Raw genomic sequence first — 16,440 nt, 5'->3', positions numbered from 1 at the left:
TGCCAGAGGGCCGGGCGGCTGCGGCGTGGCGGGTAACTTCCACGGCGAGGAAAGTCCGGGCTCCACGAAATGACGGTGCCGGCTAACGGCCGGCTGGAGTGATCCAAGGGACAGTGCAACAGAAAGCAGGTCACTAAGGCTTCGGCCCAGTGAAATTGAAAGGGTGCGGTAAGAGCGCACCGCGTCTGCGGCAACGCAAGACGGCACGGTAAACCCCACCGGGAGCAAGACCGAATAGGGGCGGCGCGCAGCTTGACTGCTAGGTCTGTTTCGACTGAGACCGCCCGGGTTGGTTGCTTGAGGGACGGAGCAATCCGTCCCCTAGAGGAATGGTCGCCTATCCCCCTTTGGGGGTGGACAGAACCCGGCTTACAGGCCCTCTGGCATTTCCCCTGTTGCGAGGTTATCGCAATAATCGGTCCGCGGTCTTGGGGGGATTCGGTTTGCGTAACAGATATTTGGCCTTGCTGATGGCGATGGCCGCCATGCCCGCTATCGGGCATGCGATGCAGCAGGCGGCGCCGGCAGCGCCCGCGCCCGCAACTGGCACGATCCAGCAATTGTTCGAGCAATCGACGCAAGCCACCGAGGCGGCGGACTATCCCCGCGCGCTCGAAATCCTGACCACGCTGGAGGGACGGGTGGTGCGCAATCCGCGCAGCCTGGCAATCGTGCGCGTGCGCAAGGCGATGGTGCTGGCGGAACTGTCGCGCTGGGCCGAGGCGCGCGACTTGCTGAACCAGGCGGCGCCGGCCCTGCCCAGGGATGATGCCAGCCTGTCGACCGACCGCTATCGTGCCGCCTATACGCTGGGCCGCGTGTCGATGGGCGACCTCGACTATGTCGGTGCGCTGGCCCATTTCGGCGCGGCGCTGGCCGAAGCGGAGGGGCCGGCGGCGCGCATCCAGGCGCTGCTGGGGCAGGCGCAGGCCGGCACGTTCGTCGATCCGGCCGAAGCATTGAAGGCCGCCGAGGCAGCCAATGCCATCGCGGTCGCGGACCCCAAGATGTTCGACAAGGCGTCGCTGGCGCATATCGACCTGATCCGGGGACGGGTGCTGCTCAATCTGGGCCAGTTCGATCCGGCCGAAAGGCTGTTCGCGCGGGCGGTGAAGCAGCAGGGCGGGTTGACCACCAGGGTCGATTTCGATGATCTGGTGACCCGGTCGGATGCGTCGATCGCCGCCATGCTGGCCGGCCATCGCGACACGGCGCGCAATTATCTAGTCTATACCGGTGCCGGGCGCATGCCGCAGCAGGACTTTACCCAGGGCGCGGATATGGCGCTGCCGCGCTGTGGCGAGGATGGCATCCAGCCGGACGATTATGCCGTGGTCGAATTCGGCATCAGCGATAGCGGCGCCGTTTCCTATGCGCGTCCGGTCTATGGATCGCGTCCCGGCCCTTCGGCGCTGGCGTTCGCGCGGGCGGTGCGGGACTGGTCGTGGAGGCCCGATGACGTGAAGAAGATCCCCGCGCTGTTCCGGTTCGTGACGCGGTTGGAACTGCGTTGTTCGACGGCGGAAGGCGGCCCGTCGATGCTGGCAGGGCCGACCAAGGCGCTGGCCGACTGGCTGGAGGCCAAGCGCGTTCCCGGACCGGTGCTGGACAATGTGCCGATGGCCCGGCAGCGCGCCCTGCTGTTGCAGCAGGCGCAGCTGATCCGCAGCCAGAAGGGCGATGCGGCGGTGGAACTGGTGCCGGTGCTGATTCCACTGCTCGCCGGATCGATGGCCGCGCGCGAGGATGTCGAGAGCTATGGCCCGCTGCTGCGCCAGGTGGTGCGGACGGCGGATGCCCCGCCGCTGGCGCAATTGCTGGTCGACCGCCTGGTTCATGATGCCGCCGAGCATGTGGATATCCGTATCCGGGCCGATTCTCCCTATGCGTTGCGCGCCGCCGATTATCAGGCCGAAGCCGATTCACGGGCGACCTTCGCGATCCTGGCCTATGACGATCTGAGGCCCCGAGAAAAGGCCGGGTCGCAGGCGCTGCTCAACGCGGTGATCGACGATGGCGCCTTGCCGGCCAATGATCCGCTGCGCGTGGCAGCGCTGGTGCGGCGGGCGAGCCTGCAGGCGACCGGCGGCAATCTGGAAGCGGCACGGGCCGATTATGCCGCGACCGGATTGTCGGCGCAGCAATGTTCGATCGTCGATGCCAAGCCCAGCCTGCGCAGTGCGCCGGTGTCCTCCGCCGATTATCCCACGGACATGGTGTCCGTCGGGGTCGAGGGATGGACGCGGGTCCAGTTCGACATTGCGGCGGACGGCACGACCCGCAACCAGCGGGCCGTCATCACCTATCCGCCGATGATCTTTGGCACCAACGGCACGAAGATCGTGACGCGCGCGAAATATGAGCAAAGCTATCGCCCCGATGGTGGCCTTGGCTGCGGCGGCAACATGCAGGGTGTGACTTTCCGCCGTTAATCCCGGCGCGGGGCTGGCTTTCCGGGCGCGGCTTCCCTAATTTGGCCCGATGGCAAGACAGAGCCGATCCAATGACTGGGGTTTTCCTCGCTGGCGTGCCTATGGCGCGACGCGGGAAGCGCAGCGCGTGCGCATCTGCGACCGTTTCGGCTGTGACCAGCCGGGTAACTGCCCCGCGCCCAAATCGCCCAACAGCCCGGACCGCTGGTATTTCTGCAGCGAGCATGCGGCCGAATATAACCGCAACTGGGACTATTTTCAGGGGCTGGACGAGGAAGAGCGGGCCGAGCGGGAGCGCACCGAGCGGCGCGATGCCGGCGGCTATCAGTCGAGCGCCCATCATAGCTGGGGCGGTCCCGGCGACGGCAGCCGGTCGCGCGACGAGATGCACGCGCTGCAGGCGCTGGGGCTGGAGGATGACGCCGATTTCGAGGCGGTGCGCAAGAGCTGGCGGAGCCTGGCCAAGGAATATCATCCCGACGTGAAGCCGGGCGATGCCGAGGCGGCGGTGCAGTTCCAGACGATCCAGGCCGCCTATGAGGTGCTGCGCGCGGCTGAGGAACGGCGCACCTGGAAGCCGCGGGGCGCCAGCGATTGAAGGATCATGTCCGGTCCAACTGGCATAATGCCGTGCTGGTCTGCCGCAAATGCTCGAAGAAGCTGGACGGCGGCTTCGGCAAGGATGGCGAGGAGCGGCTGGCCAAGGCGCTACGGCGGCATTTGTCGCTGAAGAAGGGGCGCAAGGCGGCGGCCGGCATCATCGAGGTGAATTGCCTGGGTATCTGTCCCAGGGGCGCGATCACAGTGGTCAATGGCGCCGCGAGCCGCGACTGGATGCTGGTGCGGCCGGGGACGGATCTGGATGAACTGGCGGTGGCGCTGGACCTGACAGCATCGGCGGATGCCCGCGATCCGGACTGACTTACGCAAAATGCGTAAATTCTGGGTGAGTGTTAAGCCTATCCTTACCAACATTGCCTAGGTCGGGCGCCATGCGGATATGGCTTCCTTCCTCGCGCGGAGTGGTGTTGCTGGCTCAGCTTGCAATCATCCTCCTTGGCCTCGCCCTGCTCTACGGCAATCCGCCGGCACAGGGGCGTATCCTGTTGATCCCGATGACGGCCGGCGCACGCGCGCATCTGGTGCCCGATGCGGTGGCTCATGGCGCCCGGCTGGTGGCGAGCGGACGCCTGCCCGGATCGATGGTGGTGGAGGGGCAGCGCGACGCGCTGCTACCCTTGTTGCGGGGCGGCATATTGCCGCTGCGGGCCTTTGCCGCGGCCTGTGGCGAACCAGTAGAGGGGATCGCCTGATGGCACTCAAAAGCCTCGACAGCCTGCGCTTGCATGGCCTGCGCATCCTGCTGCTGTGCAGCCTGATCTGGACCGTGGTCATTGGTATTGGCGGCATGATGATCGGCAATGAGCGGGCGGCGCCCGCGCTGCTGCTGTCGGCGCTGGCCAACATCTTGCCGACCTGGATGGTGATGCGGCGTCGCAACGACCTGGAGGTGCGGCTGGCGATGGGGACGCTGGCGGCGGTGCAGCCGGCGATCACCCTGTTCCTGCTGAGCGGCCATGTCTGGCAGATGGACGCGCACATGTATTTCTTCGTGGCGCTCGCCTCGCTGGCGGTACTCTACGACTGGCGGCCGATCCTGCTGGCGTCGGTGCTGATCGCGCTGCATCATCTGGTGCTGACCTATGTCGCGCCCAATTGGGTATTTTCGGGCCAGGCGGAGCTTGGCCGGGTCATCGTCCATGGCTTTGCCGTGATATTGCAGGGCACGATCCTGGGCTATCTCAGCATCAAATTGCATGCGCTGCTGCTGGCGCAGGACGCGCATGTGGCGGATACAGCGCGGCTGGCGCGGGAGGCGCAGGCGGGGCGCAATGCGGCGGAATCGGCGATGGATGCCCAGCGCCAGTCCGACGCGCGCGAGGCGCAGTTGCGGGTCGACCGGGATGCCGAAAAGACACGGATGGCGCAGGACCGGCGCAGCGAGACGCTGGCGCTGGTCGGCGCGTTCCGCCAGTCGGTGGCAGGCGTGGTGAGCGCTGTCAGCGCGGCGACGGGCGAACTCAAGGAATCTGCCGGGCTGCTGCATGATCTGGCGCGCCGGGCGAGCATGGGCACGGGCGAGACGATGACGGCGGCGGGGCAATCCTCGGCCAGCGCGGCGATGCTGGCGCAGCGGATCGAGCAATTGTCGGAATCGATCAGCGCGATCGCAGCAGCGGCCAGCCAGCAGGCGAGCCTGGGCGGGGCGGCGCAGCGTGTGTCGGTGGCGGGGCATGAAGCGATGCAGGCGATGGAAGGGCGCACCGCCTCGATCACCAGCTTTGCCGATTCGATCACCGAGATCGCATCGCGCACCAATTTGCTGGCGCTCAATGCCACGATCGAGGCGGCACGGGCGGGCGAGGTCGGGCGCGGCTTTGCCGTGGTGGCCGGCGAGGTGAAACAGCTGGCCAGCCAGACGGCGAGTGCGACGGGGGAAATCCAGTCGCTGGCCTGGTCTGCGCGGCAGGGTGCCGGCGTGGCGCAGGAAGCCTTGTCGGACGTGGCGGGCAGTGTCGAGGAACTGGCGCAGGCGGCGCAGGCGATCCAGCGCGCGGTGGCGGACCAGCGCGATGCGACGGCGGCGATCGGCCAATCGGCGCGCGATACCGCCCGCGATGCCGATCATATGGCGCAGCGCATGGCGACCGTCGCCGATGTCGCGCGCAATACCGAGAATCTGTCGGATCGGGTGTCGATCGCGGCGGCCGGCCTGTCGCGCACGGCGCAGGAGTTGCAGCGCGCGACCGATTTGTTCGTGGCGCAGCTGGAAGCGGCCTGATCGCCGTTCAGCCGGCGCGGGCTATCTTGCTTGTCGTTTGGTCGTCGACGGAGCGCGCCAGCGGATAGAGGATGCGTTCTTCCCGATCGATCCTCCGGCCGAGGGTATCCAATATCCGGCCGCTGTCGGCGCAGAAGCCGCGCCAGTCGCGGGTGATCCGCTCGTCGGTCCAGGCCGCCATGTAGCGGGCGAAACTCTCGGCCAGGGCGCCGATTTCGGCCTGGATGCGCGCGGCGGTGGCGCGGACGCGATCGTCGCCCTGGCGCTGGAGCGCGGGGTAGAGGATGCGATCCTCCAGCGCGAGATGGGCCATCAGCTTGCGCGCCAGTTGCCAGCGCAGCGCGCTCACCGCCTGGGGCTGGTCGGAATCGGCGATCGCTTGGCGCAGTTGCGCGGCGATCAGGGCGATCTCCTCATGCTGCGTGCCCAACTCGTCCATGTTCATCGCGATCGTCCTCCCTGCCCCGTGCGATCATGCGTCGGCCGGCGTTAAGAGGGGATTGGAGCGCCGGGCGGGCAAAGCGCGCAAAGCCTGTAAAAAGAAAGACCGCCCGGCGCCTGCGCACCGGACGGTCTTTCTGTCATCGATCCTGTGGATCAGGCCCTGACCGGGCCTGCCGCAATCAGGCCGACTGGTCGGCGCGGCTGGCGCCCTGGCCGTCGAGATTGAGGGCAGCGAAGTCCCAGTTGATCGCTTCCTTCAGCAGCTTTTCGGCATAGGCCGGGCGCAGGTTGCGATAGTCGATATAGTAAGCATGTTCCCACACATCGAGGATCAGCAGCGGTGCGTGGCCTTCATGTGCGACCGGGGTGTCGGCGTCATGATAGCTGGTCACTTCCAGCTTGCCGTCCTTCAGGATCAGCGCGGCCCAGCCGCTGGCGAAGTGGCCGACGGCCTCTGCCTTGAGCTTCTCGATCAGCGAGTCGACCGAACCGAAGGCCTCCTCGATCTTGGCGAGCAGTTCGCCGGTCGGGGCGGTCTTCACCGGCGACAGCGAGTTCCAGTAGAAGGTGTGGTTCCAGATCTGGCCGACCTGGTTGAACAGGCCGCCCTTCGACGACTTGATCAGTTCGACCAGCGATTTGCCCTGCAGGCTCTCGTCGGCGGCGACCAGTTCATTGGCCTTCACGACATAGGCATTGTGATGCTTGCCGTGGTGGAAGTCGAAGGTTTCGACCGACAGGATGTCGCCAAAGGCGTCCTTGGCATAGGGAAGGTCGGGCAGAACAAAAGCCATGGCGGAACTCCTCGGGTTCGTTATGGGGCGGCCGGGCAATGGCTGGCGCGGCCGGTTGATTCTATGGTCCGGGCGGGGCGTTGACGCCTCCGACGCTTCCCATATGCGCACCCAACGCCCAAGAAAACCAATATGTGCCTATTGCGAAACGATCGCAGAAACAGGCGGTTGGCGGGGCTTTCGGGCGGTGACGGCCGGGGCAGGGGCGGGGCGGCTTGCTTGACAGGCGGGACGGGGCCGAACATGATCCCGGCCATGCCGTTCAAGGTCATCTTTGCACGCTTCCGCCATCATGGGGGACAGCTTCTCGCGGGCCATCCGCCCCGGACCTGACAGGCGCGCTGCCGGCAGATCCGGGGCACCCTTCTTGACGCTTTGCGTCCGAGCACCGGGCGCGCACCCCTATCAGGAAGTTTTCCCATGACCCTGCAACAGAAGTGGGCGGCCGTGCCGCCGATCCATATTGTCGAATCCGAAGCCGACATGATTTCCGATCTGGCCTGGGCGGCGCGCGACCGCTTCCCCGATGCCAGCCAGTTGCTGCTGGAGGAGGTCGGCCGGGCGCAATTGTGCAGCCGGGCGGCGCTGCCGGCCGATGTCGCGGCGATGGGATCGACCATTCTCTATCGCGATGGTGCGCGCGGAGCGCCGCGCCGGGTGGAGCTGGTCTATCCCAGCCATGCCGATGTGGCGCTGGGCCGGATATCGATCCTGACGCCGGTCGGCGCCGCGCTGATCGGGATGCGGGCAGGCAATGCCATCCTGTGGCCGGACCGCGACGGCCATCTGCGCGATATCCTGGTGGATGAAGTGGTTCAGGTGTGAAGCTAGTCCAGCTTCACATCCGTCATCCTGACGGAAGTCAGGATCCATTCGGCGCTACGCCCGAGAGCGAGCGCAGAATGGATCCCGGATCAAGTCCGGGATGACGGCAGTTTTTAGGGGTCAGCCCTGCGGCGGGGTGGTTTCGCCCACCTCGTCGCTGTCGAGGCCGTCGTCCAGGGTCAGGCCGTGGCGCAGCAGCATCGGAATGTTGGCGCCAGCGAAGACGACCGAGACGATGGTGACGCCCCAGACCTTGACCGCAAGCCAGGTGTCGAAGCTCATCGACCGGCGCATGAGTTCATTGGCGACCGCCATGGCGACGAAGAATAGCGCCCAGTTACGCGACAGCTTGCGCCAGCCTTCCTCGCTCAATCCGTCATAGGCGGCCTGGAGCAGATATTTGAGCAACGGCTTGCCGCGCAGCAGCCCGGCGAACAGCATCAACGCGAAAAAGGCGTAAATGATGGTCGGCTTCAGCTGGATGAAGCGCTGGTCGTGGAAATAGATGGTGAGGCCGCCGAAGAAGAGGATCAGCAGCGCCGAGAGCCACAGCATCGGTGAGACCCGGCCGAGCTTCACCTTGGAGATGATGACGGCGATGATGATCGCAGCCATGAAGGCAGCGGTGCCGAAGCTCATGGCGGTGATCGGATTGCCCGCACCCCAGAACCAGCCCGCGCCCTTGTAGCTCAGGAAAAAGACCAGCAGCGGCCCGAAATCGAGCGCGAGGCTGAGGCTGCCGCCATGGGCGGGCTTTGCGGCGGGTTTGGAAGGCTTGGTGTCAGCCATAAATCTACTCCGTCATGCCAGCGAAGGCTGGCATCTCACTTTCTCAATGAGATCAGGCAGGAAGAGAGACCCCAGCCTTCGCTGGGGTGACGAAAAAGGGGGCGTCAGCGGGCATAGGCCGTCCCCGCGATCGCGCGTGCCATGTCGCCGGCATCGAAGGGGCGCAAATCCTCGATCTTTTCGCCGACGCCGATGGCGTGGATCGGCAGGCGGAATTTCTCCGCCGCCGCGACCAGCACCCCGCCCCGCGCGGTGCCGTCGAGCTTGGTCATGACCAGGCCCGTGACCTGTGCGGTTTCCTTGAAGACTTCGATCTGGTTCAACGCATTCTGTCCCGTGGTGGCATCGAGGACCAGGACAACGTCGTGCGGGGCGGCCGGGTTCAATCGGCCGAGCACGCGGCGCACCTTGGCCAGCTCGTCCATCAGTTCGGTCTTGTTCTGCAGGCGGCCCGCGGTGTCGACGATCAGTACGTCGATGCCGGTGGCCGTCGCCTGCTTGACCGCGTCGAACACGATGCCCGCCGCGTCGCCGCCTTCCTTGCCGGCGACGATGGGAATACCCAGACGCTCGGCCCAGACCTTCAACTGGCCGATCGCGGCCGCGCGGAAGGTATCGCCCGCCGCCAGCATCACGCCATAATCCTGTTCCAGGAAATTATTGGCGAGCTTGGCGATGGTGGTCGTCTTGCCCGAGCCGTTGACGCCGATCACCAGGATCACCTGCGGCCGCGGAAAGGCCTCGATCTCCAGCGGGCGGGCGACCGGGGCCAGCACCTTCTCGATCTCCTCCGCGATGATCTCGCGCAGATATTCCTCGGTCAGTTCCTTGTTGTAGCGTCCTTCGGCGAGGCGATCGCGCACCCGGCCGGCCATCGCCGGGCCGAGATCGGACATGATCAGGGCTTCCTCGATCTCGTCGAGGGTCTGGTCGTCGAGCGCGGCCTTGGTGAAAAGGCCGGTGAGATTCTCGCCGAGCTTGTCGGATGTGCGCTTGAGGCCGCCGAAGAGGCGGTCGCGCCAGCTGGTGCCGGTGTCAGTCATTATTGCGCCTCTTGCGCGATCAGCGCGCCATTCTCAAGGCCGCTGATGCGGGCCGCGACGATCGTGGAGGGGGGCTGGGGCGTGGTGAAGCGCACCGGCGCGAAATTTTCGGCATGGCCCGACAGGCCATTGCGTTCGACCAGCACCGACTGGCGGGTGCCGACCAGGCGGGCGAGCCAGGCGTCGCGCTGGGCCGCGCAGGCGTCGCGCAGCAGCGCGGCGCGCGCCTTGATGGTGGCGCGATCCAACTGGGGCATGCGCGCGGCCGGCGTGCCGGTGCGCGGCGAATAGGGGAAGATATGGCCATGGACGATGTCGCAATCGGCGATCAGCGCCAGGCTGTTGGCGAACATGGCGTCATCCTCGGTCGGGAAGCCGGCAATGATGTCGGCACCGATGCTGATGTCCGGGCGGGCGGCCTTCACCCGCTCGACGATGCGCACGGCATCGGCGCGGGCATGGCGGCGCTTCATACGCTTCAAGATCATGTCGTCGCCCGCCTGCAGCGAGAGGTGCAGATGCGGCATCATCCGCGGCTCATGGGCGATGAGGTCGAACAGCCGCTCGTCAATCTCGACACTGTCGATCGAGGAGAGGCGCAGCCGGGGCAGGTCCGGCACATGGCGAAGCAGCCGTTCGACCAGCTGGCCGAGCGACGGGCTGCCCGGCAGGTCGGGGCCATAGCTGGTAACGTCGACGCCGGTCAGCACGATCTCGCTATAGCCCGCATCGACCAGTTGCTTCGCCTTGTCGATCACCGCGCCGGCGGGGACGGAGCGGCTGTTCCCCCGGCCATAGGGGATGATGCAGAAGGTGCAGCGATGGTCGCAGCCATTCTGCACCTCCAGAAAGGCGCGGGCATGTTCGGCAAAGGCGCTGGCCATGTGCGGCGCGGTGTCGCGCACGGCCATGATGTCGGAGACGTTGACCTTATCCGCGACCGGAGCGAAGGCGGCGGCCTCCAGCTTCTCGCGGTTGCCGATCACGCCGTCCACTTCCGCCATGGCGGCGAAGGTCTGGGGTTCGGTCTGGGCGGCGCAGCCGGTGACGAGGATGCGGGCGTCGGGGCGGTCTCGCCGGGCGCGGCGGATCGCCTGCCGGGTCTGGCGCACGGCCTCGGCCGTCACGGCGCAGCTGTTGACGACGATCAGGTCGTCCTGTGCGCCGGCCATCTCCCGGATCGCCTCGCTCTCTGCGATGTTGAGCCGGCAGCCCAGGGTGATGATGTCGGGACCGGCCACGGTCAGAAGCGGTCCCAGTCCGCCTCGCCGTCGAACACATGGGTGGCGGGGCCGGTCATGCGGATCGTGCCGCCCGGCGCCCAGTCGATTTCCAGATCGCCGCCCGGCAGGCTGACCGTCACCGGGCCGGCCATCAGCTTGCGGCGGATCGCCGCGACGGCGGTGGCGCAGGCGCCAGTGCCGCAGGCGCGGGTGAGGCCCGCGCCGCGTTCCCAGACGATCAGGCGCAGATGCTGCGGGCCGACAACCTGCGCGAAATTGACGTTCACGCGGGCGGGGAAGAGCGGGTCATGCTCGATGAGCGGGCCGAGGCGCTCGAAATCGACCGCGTCCAGATCCTCGACGAAGAAGATCACATGCGGATTGCCGACATTGACGGCGGCCGGCGCGGGCAGGTCTTCCCAACTGGCCGACATCGCCAGCGTGTCCATCGGATAGGCGAGCGGGATCGCGTCCCAGTCGAAGCGGGGCGCGCCCATGTCGACGCTGGCGCCGCCATCCACGCCCTTGGCGTCGAGCAGCCCGGCTTTGGTGCGGATCAGCACGTCCTTGCCGACGAACAGCGGCACGCAGCGCGTGGCATTGCCGCAGGCTTCCACCTCCGAACCGTCGGAATTGAAGATCAGCATCGATACGTCGGCCTGATCGCCGGCTTGCGGGGAGCCGATGACGATCAACTGGTCGCAGCCGATGCCGGCATGGCGATCGGCAATGGCGCGGGCGCGCGCCTCCGTCATCGCGACCGGCGCGCTCCGCGCGTCGATCACGACGAAATCATTGCCCAGACCGTGCATCTTGGAAAAGCGGCTCATCATGGCGCCGCATTTAGTGTGGGACGGGGCAAAAGACCAGCGGTCAGGCGTTCTGGCCGCCGATGATGGCTGCATAATCCTGCGGATCGACATTGGCGCCGGAGATGACAAGGGCGGTGGCGCCGTCGGTGGGCGGGGCGAGGCCGGCGAGCATGGCGGCGAGCGCCACCGCGCCGCCCGGTTCGACCACCAGCTTGAGCGTGGTGAAGGCGAAGCGCATCGCGTCGCGCACCTGATCGTCGCTGACGACCAGGCCGCCGGCCAGCAGGGCATGGTTGATCGGGAAGGTGAGCGCACCGGGGCTGGGCGCCAGCAGCGCGTCGCAGATGCTGCGCGCGTCGGGCGAGACGCTTTCACGCACGCCGCTGGCGAGCGAGCGGGCGGTATCGTCGAAGCCGGCGGGTTCGACCGCATAGACGCTGATGTCGGGGCGGGCCGCTTTGACCGCCGTCGCAGTGCCCGCGACCAGCCCGCCGCCACCGCAGCAGACGAGAATCTGCGTGAGGTCGGCGCCGGTGGCCTGTGCCTGCTCCAATATTTCGAGGCCGATCGTGCCCTGGCCGGCGATGATGAAGGGATCGTCGAATGAGGGAACCAGCGTCGCGCCGCGTTCGGTGGCAAGGGCGGTGGCGATTTCCTCGCGGCTCTGGGTGAAACGGTCATAGGGGACGACTTGCGCGCCGAGCGCACGCGTGTTGGCCGTCTTGATCGCCGGGGCGTCGGCCGGCATCACGATCGTGGCCGGGATGCCGAGCAGGCGGGCGGCGAAGGCGACGCCCTGGGCATGATTGCCCGAGGACCAGGCGACGACGCCCGCCGCGCGTTCGGCTGCATCAAGGCGGGCGAGGCGGTTATAGGCGCCGCGGAACTTGAACGATCCGCTATGCTGGGCGCCCTCGAACTTCACCAGCACGCGCCGGGCGCACAGATCATTGAGTGCGGCATTCTCGATCAGCGGGGTGCGGACCGCCGCCGGCGCGATCAGCCGCGCGGCATCGGCGACGTCGGCGGCAGTGATGGCAAGCGAATCGGTCATGTCGGCTCCTTCGGTCAGAGGCCCCTGCATAGCCGCCCGCCGCCGCCGCGCAACGATCCGCCGGGGCGATCCCGGCCCGCTTGGCAGGGCTTGCGCTTTGGCCTATGGGGGCCGCGCGCCGGGGTGATCGAAAGCCCCGGACGCGCATGATCGCGCCGGTGCCCGCAAGGGCTGAAAACGGGAATGCGGTGCGGGGGGCAAGCCCTTCCAAATCCGCGGCTGTCCCTGCAACTGTAAGCGGTGAGCGCGATGCGCAGGGTCCGATGCTCTCGAAAGGGCATGGACCGGCCACTGGACCCACAGGTCCGGGAAGGCTGGCGCATCGCTGCCCTGACCCGCGAGCCAGGAGACCTGCCGGCGTCTGGTCGCTCTTGCCCTGGCCCAGGGGATGGCCATGGCGCGGTGTTTCCGTCGAGCGACGCCCATGGCGGCCGGGGCCGCATCGGTGCGTGGAGCGGGGCGCTGGCGTCTTCCTGATCTCCAAGCAGCGACCGTTCGCGCGGACGCCCCGGTTCATGACGACGGACGCCGGGGGATGATAAAATGAAGATGTTGGGGATTTCGCTGATCGCACTGCTGGCCGCTACGCCGGCACTGGCCCAGGATGATGACATCGTCGTCACCGCTTCGGGCATCGAACAGCCGCGCGACGAGGTCGGCCAGGCGGTCACGGTGATCGATGCCGACACGATCAGGACCCGCCAGGCGGTCGATGTCGTCGATCTGCTCGCCACCACGCCGGGTGTCCGCTTCAGCCGCAACGGTTCCACCGGCGGCGTCACCGGCGTGTCGCTGCGCGGGGCGGAGACGACCCAGACGCTGGTGCTGATCGACGGGGTCAAGGTCAACGACCCGAGCGGCATCGGCGACGGCTATGATTTCGGCCATCTGCTGACCGGCAATATCCGCCGGATCGAAGTGCTGCGCGGCTCCAATTCGATCGTCTATGGCAGCCAGGCGATCGGCGGCGTGGTCAATGTGATGACTGGCGCGCCGAGCGAGGGTTTCGCGGTCAATGCCTCGGCCGATTATGGCTATAGCGACACGCTGAACGCCAAGGCCGATGTGTCGGGCACGCGCGGCGCGGTGTCGGGCGGCGTCGGCGTCGCCTATTTCAACACCGACGGCATTTCCTCGGTCGGCCGGTCGTTCGGCGGCGTGGAGAAGGACGGCTATGAGAATATCGCCACCAACGCAAAGCTGAAGATCGCCTTTTCCGACACTCTGAGCCTCGACCTGCGCGGTTACTATATCCATGCTGATCTCGACTATGACAGCTTCTTCGGCGCGCCGGCCGACAGCAGCGATGTCAGCAAGCTGGACCAATATGTCGGCTATGCCGGGATGAACCTGGCGCTGCTCGACGGCAAGTTGACCAACCGCGCGGCCGTGACCTGGCTGCGCAACGATCGCGACTATTATTTCGTGCGCGGCACCGACCCGGACTATGGCTATTCGGGCACCAACCTGCGCTTCGAATATGAGGGCGTCTATGCCCCGGTCGACCAGGCGAAGCTGATCTTCGGTTATGAGCATGAGCGGCCGGACTATGATTATTTCGGTTTTGGCGACATAGCGAGCGCGAAGGCGAATATCGACAGCGTCTATGCACTGGCGGTGGTGAAGCCGCTTACCGGCCTCGCCGTCACCGGCGGGCTGCGCCATGACGATCATAGCCAGTTCGGCGGCGCGACCACCTTTGGCGCCAACGCCAATTACACGCCGAACGCCGGCGCGACCAATATCCGCCTCTCCTATGGTGAGGGGTTCAAGGCGCCGTCCCTCTATCAACTCTACGACACCTATAGCGGCAACAGCGCGCTGCGGCCGGAGCGCTCGAAGAGCTATGACATCGGCTTCGACCAGAGCCTGGACGGGGACAAGGCTATGCTGTCGCTGACCGCCTTCCAGCGCGATACCCGCAACCAGATCAACTATGATTATGCGACCTACACCTACGGCAATCTGGACCGGACCCGCGCCAGGGGCGTGGAAGCGACGCTGACGCTGAAGCCGGTCGAGGCGCTGACGGTGGCGGCATCCTACAGCTATGTCGATGCGCGCGACCGGTCGGGCGGGGCCACCGACGGCAATCGCCTGCCGCGCCGCGCCGCCAATGCGGTCAGCCTGTCTGCCGACTATCTCTGGTCCTTCGGCCTGTCGACCGGCGCGACGCTGACCATGGTCGGCGACAGCTATGACGACACGGCCAACACCCGCCAACTCGACGGCTATGGGCTGGCCGGGCTGCGCGCATCCTTCCCCGTGGGCGAGCATCTGGAAGTCTATGGCCGGATCGACAATCTGTTCGATGCGGATTACGCCACCGCCTATGGCTATGGCACCTATGGCCGGTCGGCCTATGGCGGCGTGCGTGTCCGCTTCTAAAGGGCGTCGCGCATGAGCGGGCGGCGGCATCCTTTGTTGCTGCCGGGGCTGATCGCCCTGCTGCTGGTCGCGGGAATCGCGTCGGTCGCGCTGGGATCGGTGACGATCGCGCCGGCCCGCATCCTGGCGGTGCTGGCGGGCGGCGGCGACATGGTGGCGCGGGCGATCGTGATCGACCTGCGCCTGCCGCGCATGGCGATCGGCCTGCTGGTCGGTGGCATGCTGGGCCTGTCGGGCGCGGCATTGCAGGGCTATCTGCGCAATCCGCTGGCCGAACCCGCCGTGCTGGGCGTGTCCAACGCGGCGGCGCTGGGTGCGGTGATCGCGCTCTATTTCGGCCTGTCCGAACTGCATCCGATGGCGTTGCCGCTGCTGGCGATCGTCACCGCGCTGGCGGCGATCGGCGCGCTGTTCCTGCTCGCCGGGCCGTCGGAAAGCCCGCTGACGCTGATTCTCGCCGGCATTGCGGTCGCGACGCTGGCGGGGGCGGGGATCAGCCTGGCGCTCAACCTGTCGCCCAATCCCTTTGCCGCGATGGAGATCATGAGCTGGCTGATGGGGAGCCTGGAAAATCGCAGCATCGACCATCTGCTGCTGGCGCTGCCCTGCGTCGCGGTCGGTGCGGCGCTGTTGCTTTATGACGGACGCGCGCTCGACGCGCTGACCCTGGGCGAGGATGGTGCGCGGGCGCTGGGCGTCGACCTGTCGCGGGCGCGGCTGCGGCTGATGGCGGGCGTGGCGATCGGCGTCGGCGGCGCGGTGGCGGTGACCGGGTCGATCGGCTTCGTCGGCCTGATCGTGCCGCATCTGGTGCGGCCTTTGACCGATCGGTCGCCCTCCGCTCTGCTGCTGCCGTCCATGCTGGGCGGCGCGGTGCTGTTGACCCTGGCCGATATCGGCGTGCGCATCATCCCGAGCAGCAGTGAATTGAAGCTGGGCGTGGTGACGGCGATCCTGGGCGTGCCGGTCTTCCTTATTCACCTGATGCGGGAGCGGCGGCTATGGTGACCCTGTCGACCGAGCAACTGGACGTCCGGCTGGGCCGTCATCTGGCGGTGCGCGGCGTCAATCTGACCATGGCGCCGGGGCAACTGATCGGCGTGATCGGCCCCAATGGCGCGGGCAAGTCGACCTTGGTGCGGACGCTGCTGGGGCTGGTGAAGCCGGCCGCCGGTCGCGCCCTGCTGGACGGGACGCCGGTCGAGCGGCTGTCGCGCCAGGCGGTGGCGCGGGCGATCGCCTATCTGCCGCAGGGACAGACCTTGCACTGGCCCTTGGCGGTCGAGCGGCTGGTGGCGCTGGGGCGATTGCCGCATCTGGGGCCGCTGTCACGCCTGACCGCCGACGATGAGGCGGCGATCGAGGATGCGATGGTCCGCACCGATGTCACCGGCTTCAAGGGCCGGATCGCGACCGAGCTGTCGGGCGGCGAGCGGGCGCGGGTGCTGCTGGCGCGGGCGCTGGCGGTGGGCGCGCCGGCGCTGATCGCCGACGAGCCGCTCGCCGCGCTCGACCCCGGGCACCAGATCGACGTGATGGCATTGTTGCGGGCGCAGGCGCAGGGCGGGGCGCTGGTTGTCACCGTACTGCATGATCTCGCCATGGCGGCGCGCTATTGCGACCGGCTGCTGCTGATGGATGGCGGCGCGCTGGTGGCGGACGGGGCGCCGATGGCGGTGCTGACGCCGGAGCGGCTGGCATCCGTCTATGGCGTCGCCGCGCGGATCGACGTCAACGACGGCCTGCCGCTGATCGTGCCGACGGCGCGGGTCTGATCTGTAAACGAAAGGGGGC

The 16,440-nt window shown here is 67.1% G+C and carries 16 protein-coding genes, 1 other RNA gene and 1 riboswitch; of the genes, 10 read left to right on the top strand and 7 right to left on the bottom strand.

Annotated elements, in window-relative coordinates; translation table 11 throughout:
- Positions 1-2 precede the first annotated feature (2 nt).
- The 6 genes from rnpB to GGQ90_RS15685 all read left to right on the top strand — a co-directional run bounded on the left by rnpB (position 3) and on the right by GGQ90_RS15685 (position 5,274).
- An RNA gene (rnpB, locus tag GGQ90_RS15710) (RNase P RNA component class A) lies at positions 3-388 on the top strand.
- A gap of 82 nt (positions 389-470) precedes the next feature.
- Positions 471-2,432: a hypothetical protein gene (locus GGQ90_RS15705; RefSeq protein ID WP_188083050.1), complete on the top strand. Its 1,962-nt coding sequence runs from the start codon at positions 471-473 to the stop codon at positions 2,430-2,432.
- A 49-nt stretch (positions 2,433-2,481) separates the two neighbouring features.
- Complete coding sequence (locus GGQ90_RS15700; protein ID WP_125997175.1) at positions 2,482-3,030, top strand: J domain-containing protein; 549 nt, start codon at positions 2,482-2,484, stop codon at positions 3,028-3,030.
- Complete coding sequence (locus GGQ90_RS15695; protein WP_188083049.1) at positions 3,003-3,353, top strand: (2Fe-2S) ferredoxin domain-containing protein; 351 nt, start codon at positions 3,003-3,005, stop codon at positions 3,351-3,353. The genes GGQ90_RS15700 and GGQ90_RS15695 overlap by 28 nt, the downstream gene beginning before the upstream one ends.
- Positions 3,354-3,424: 71 nt before the next feature.
- Positions 3,425-3,745 (top strand): hypothetical protein, encoded by a 321-nt coding sequence (locus tag GGQ90_RS15690; protein ID WP_188083017.1) that lies wholly within the window; start codon positions 3,425-3,427, stop codon positions 3,743-3,745.
- The gene (locus GGQ90_RS15685) at positions 3,745-5,274 is read left to right on the top strand and encodes a methyl-accepting chemotaxis protein (protein ID WP_188083016.1); all 1,530 of its coding nucleotides are present in this window, start codon (positions 3,745-3,747) and stop codon (positions 5,272-5,274) included. The genes GGQ90_RS15690 and GGQ90_RS15685 overlap by 1 nt, the downstream gene beginning before the upstream one ends.
- A 7-nt stretch (positions 5,275-5,281) precedes the next feature.
- Here the strand turns inward: GGQ90_RS15685 and GGQ90_RS15680 are convergent, their stop codons facing one another.
- Together GGQ90_RS15680 and GGQ90_RS15675 are read right to left on the bottom strand one after the other, a co-directional pair.
- Positions 5,282-5,719, bottom strand: a complete 438-nt coding sequence (locus GGQ90_RS15680; RefSeq protein WP_188083015.1) for a hemerythrin domain-containing protein — start codon at positions 5,717-5,719, stop codon at positions 5,282-5,284.
- A gap of 178 nt (positions 5,720-5,897) precedes the next feature.
- Entirely contained in the window at positions 5,898-6,512 is a 615-nt protein-coding gene (locus GGQ90_RS15675) for a superoxide dismutase (RefSeq protein WP_188083014.1), read from the bottom strand.
- Positions 6,513-6,932: 420 nt separating this feature from the next.
- On the opposite strand from GGQ90_RS15675, the gene rnk reads away from it, so the two are divergent.
- Complete coding sequence (gene rnk, locus GGQ90_RS15670) at positions 6,933-7,337, top strand: nucleoside diphosphate kinase regulator (RefSeq protein ID WP_188083013.1); 405 nt, start codon at positions 6,933-6,935, stop codon at positions 7,335-7,337.
- Between the two features lie 120 nt (positions 7,338-7,457).
- Here rnk and ispZ read toward each other — a convergent pair whose 3' ends face one another.
- The 5 genes from ispZ to GGQ90_RS15645 all read right to left on the bottom strand — a co-directional run bounded on the left by ispZ (position 7,458) and on the right by GGQ90_RS15645 (position 12,258).
- A complete protein-coding gene (ispZ, locus tag GGQ90_RS15665) occupies positions 7,458-8,126 on the bottom strand; it encodes a septation protein IspZ (RefSeq protein WP_188083012.1) in 669 nt (222 codons plus the stop codon).
- 104 nt (positions 8,127-8,230) lie between these two features.
- Positions 8,231-9,169, bottom strand: a complete 939-nt coding sequence (gene ftsY / locus GGQ90_RS15660) for a signal recognition particle-docking protein FtsY (RefSeq protein WP_188083011.1) — start codon at positions 9,167-9,169, stop codon at positions 8,231-8,233.
- Positions 9,169-10,410: a tRNA (N(6)-L-threonylcarbamoyladenosine(37)-C(2))-methylthiotransferase MtaB gene (mtaB, locus tag GGQ90_RS15655; protein WP_188083010.1), complete on the bottom strand. Its 1,242-nt coding sequence runs from the start codon at positions 10,408-10,410 to the stop codon at positions 9,169-9,171. The genes ftsY and mtaB overlap by 1 nt, the downstream gene beginning before the upstream one ends.
- Positions 10,411-10,412: 2 nt before the next feature.
- On the bottom strand, positions 10,413-11,225 hold the full coding sequence (gene dapF, locus GGQ90_RS15650) for a diaminopimelate epimerase (protein WP_188083009.1): 813 nt from the start codon (positions 11,223-11,225) through the stop codon (positions 10,413-10,415).
- A 40-nt stretch (positions 11,226-11,265) separates the two neighbouring features.
- Complete coding sequence (locus GGQ90_RS15645) at positions 11,266-12,258, bottom strand: threonine ammonia-lyase (RefSeq protein ID WP_188083008.1); 993 nt, start codon at positions 12,256-12,258, stop codon at positions 11,266-11,268.
- A 139-nt stretch (positions 12,259-12,397) separates the two neighbouring features.
- Positions 12,398-12,631: riboswitch (cobalamin riboswitch) on the top strand.
- 170 nt (positions 12,632-12,801) lie between these two features.
- Here GGQ90_RS15645 and GGQ90_RS15640 point away from each other — a divergent pair.
- From GGQ90_RS15640 to GGQ90_RS15630, 3 genes are read left to right on the top strand one after another with little or no spacing between them, the layout of a single operon-like run.
- On the top strand, positions 12,802-14,646 hold the full coding sequence (locus GGQ90_RS15640; protein WP_188083007.1) for a TonB-dependent receptor plug domain-containing protein: 1,845 nt from the start codon (positions 12,802-12,804) through the stop codon (positions 14,644-14,646).
- A gap of 12 nt (positions 14,647-14,658) precedes the next feature.
- Entirely contained in the window at positions 14,659-15,654 is a 996-nt protein-coding gene (locus tag GGQ90_RS15635) for a FecCD family ABC transporter permease (protein ID WP_188083006.1), read from the top strand.
- Entirely contained in the window at positions 15,648-16,421 is a 774-nt protein-coding gene (locus tag GGQ90_RS15630) for an ABC transporter ATP-binding protein (RefSeq protein ID WP_188083005.1), read from the top strand. The genes GGQ90_RS15635 and GGQ90_RS15630 overlap by 7 nt, the downstream gene beginning before the upstream one ends.
- The last annotated feature ends 19 nt before the right edge of the window (positions 16,422-16,440 follow it).

The organism is Sphingobium scionense (assembly GCF_014197035.1).
Taxonomy (GTDB): domain Bacteria; phylum Pseudomonadota; class Alphaproteobacteria; order Sphingomonadales; family Sphingomonadaceae; genus Sphingobium; species Sphingobium scionense.
The sequence above is the reverse complement of the archived record's forward strand: the minus strand, read 5'-3'. Positions and strand labels throughout refer to the sequence as shown.

Excerpts from the sequence above, each read along its gene's own strand:
- GGQ90_RS15705 (WP_188083050.1), top strand. The coding sequence starts at position 471 with ATGGCGATGGCCGCCATGCCCGCTATCGGGCATGCGATGCAGCAGGCG.
- GGQ90_RS15700 (WP_125997175.1), top strand. The coding sequence starts at position 2,482 with ATGGCAAGACAGAGCCGATCCAATGACTGGGGTTTTCCTCGCTGGCGT.
- GGQ90_RS15690 (WP_188083017.1), top strand. The coding sequence starts at position 3,425 with ATGCGGATATGGCTTCCTTCCTCGCGCGGAGTGGTGTTGCTGGCTCAG.
- GGQ90_RS15685 (WP_188083016.1), top strand. The coding sequence starts at position 3,745 with ATGGCACTCAAAAGCCTCGACAGCCTGCGCTTGCATGGCCTGCGCATC.
- GGQ90_RS15680 (WP_188083015.1), bottom strand. The coding sequence starts at position 5,719 with ATGAACATGGACGAGTTGGGCACGCAGCATGAGGAGATCGCCCTGATC.
- GGQ90_RS15675 (WP_188083014.1), bottom strand. The coding sequence starts at position 6,512 with ATGGCTTTTGTTCTGCCCGACCTTCCCTATGCCAAGGACGCCTTTGGC.
- rnk (WP_188083013.1), top strand. The coding sequence starts at position 6,933 with ATGACCCTGCAACAGAAGTGGGCGGCCGTGCCGCCGATCCATATTGTC.
- ispZ (WP_188083012.1), bottom strand. The coding sequence starts at position 8,126 with ATGGCTGACACCAAGCCTTCCAAACCCGCCGCAAAGCCCGCCCATGGC.
- ftsY (WP_188083011.1), bottom strand. The coding sequence starts at position 9,169 with ATGACTGACACCGGCACCAGCTGGCGCGACCGCCTCTTCGGCGGCCTC.
- dapF (WP_188083009.1), bottom strand. The coding sequence starts at position 11,225 with ATGATGAGCCGCTTTTCCAAGATGCACGGTCTGGGCAATGATTTCGTC.
- GGQ90_RS15645 (WP_188083008.1), bottom strand. The coding sequence starts at position 12,258 with ATGACCGATTCGCTTGCCATCACTGCCGCCGACGTCGCCGATGCCGCG.
- GGQ90_RS15640 (WP_188083007.1), top strand. The coding sequence starts at position 12,802 with ATGAAGATGTTGGGGATTTCGCTGATCGCACTGCTGGCCGCTACGCCG.
- GGQ90_RS15635 (WP_188083006.1), top strand. The coding sequence starts at position 14,659 with ATGAGCGGGCGGCGGCATCCTTTGTTGCTGCCGGGGCTGATCGCCCTG.
- GGQ90_RS15630 (WP_188083005.1), top strand. The coding sequence starts at position 15,648 with ATGGTGACCCTGTCGACCGAGCAACTGGACGTCCGGCTGGGCCGTCAT.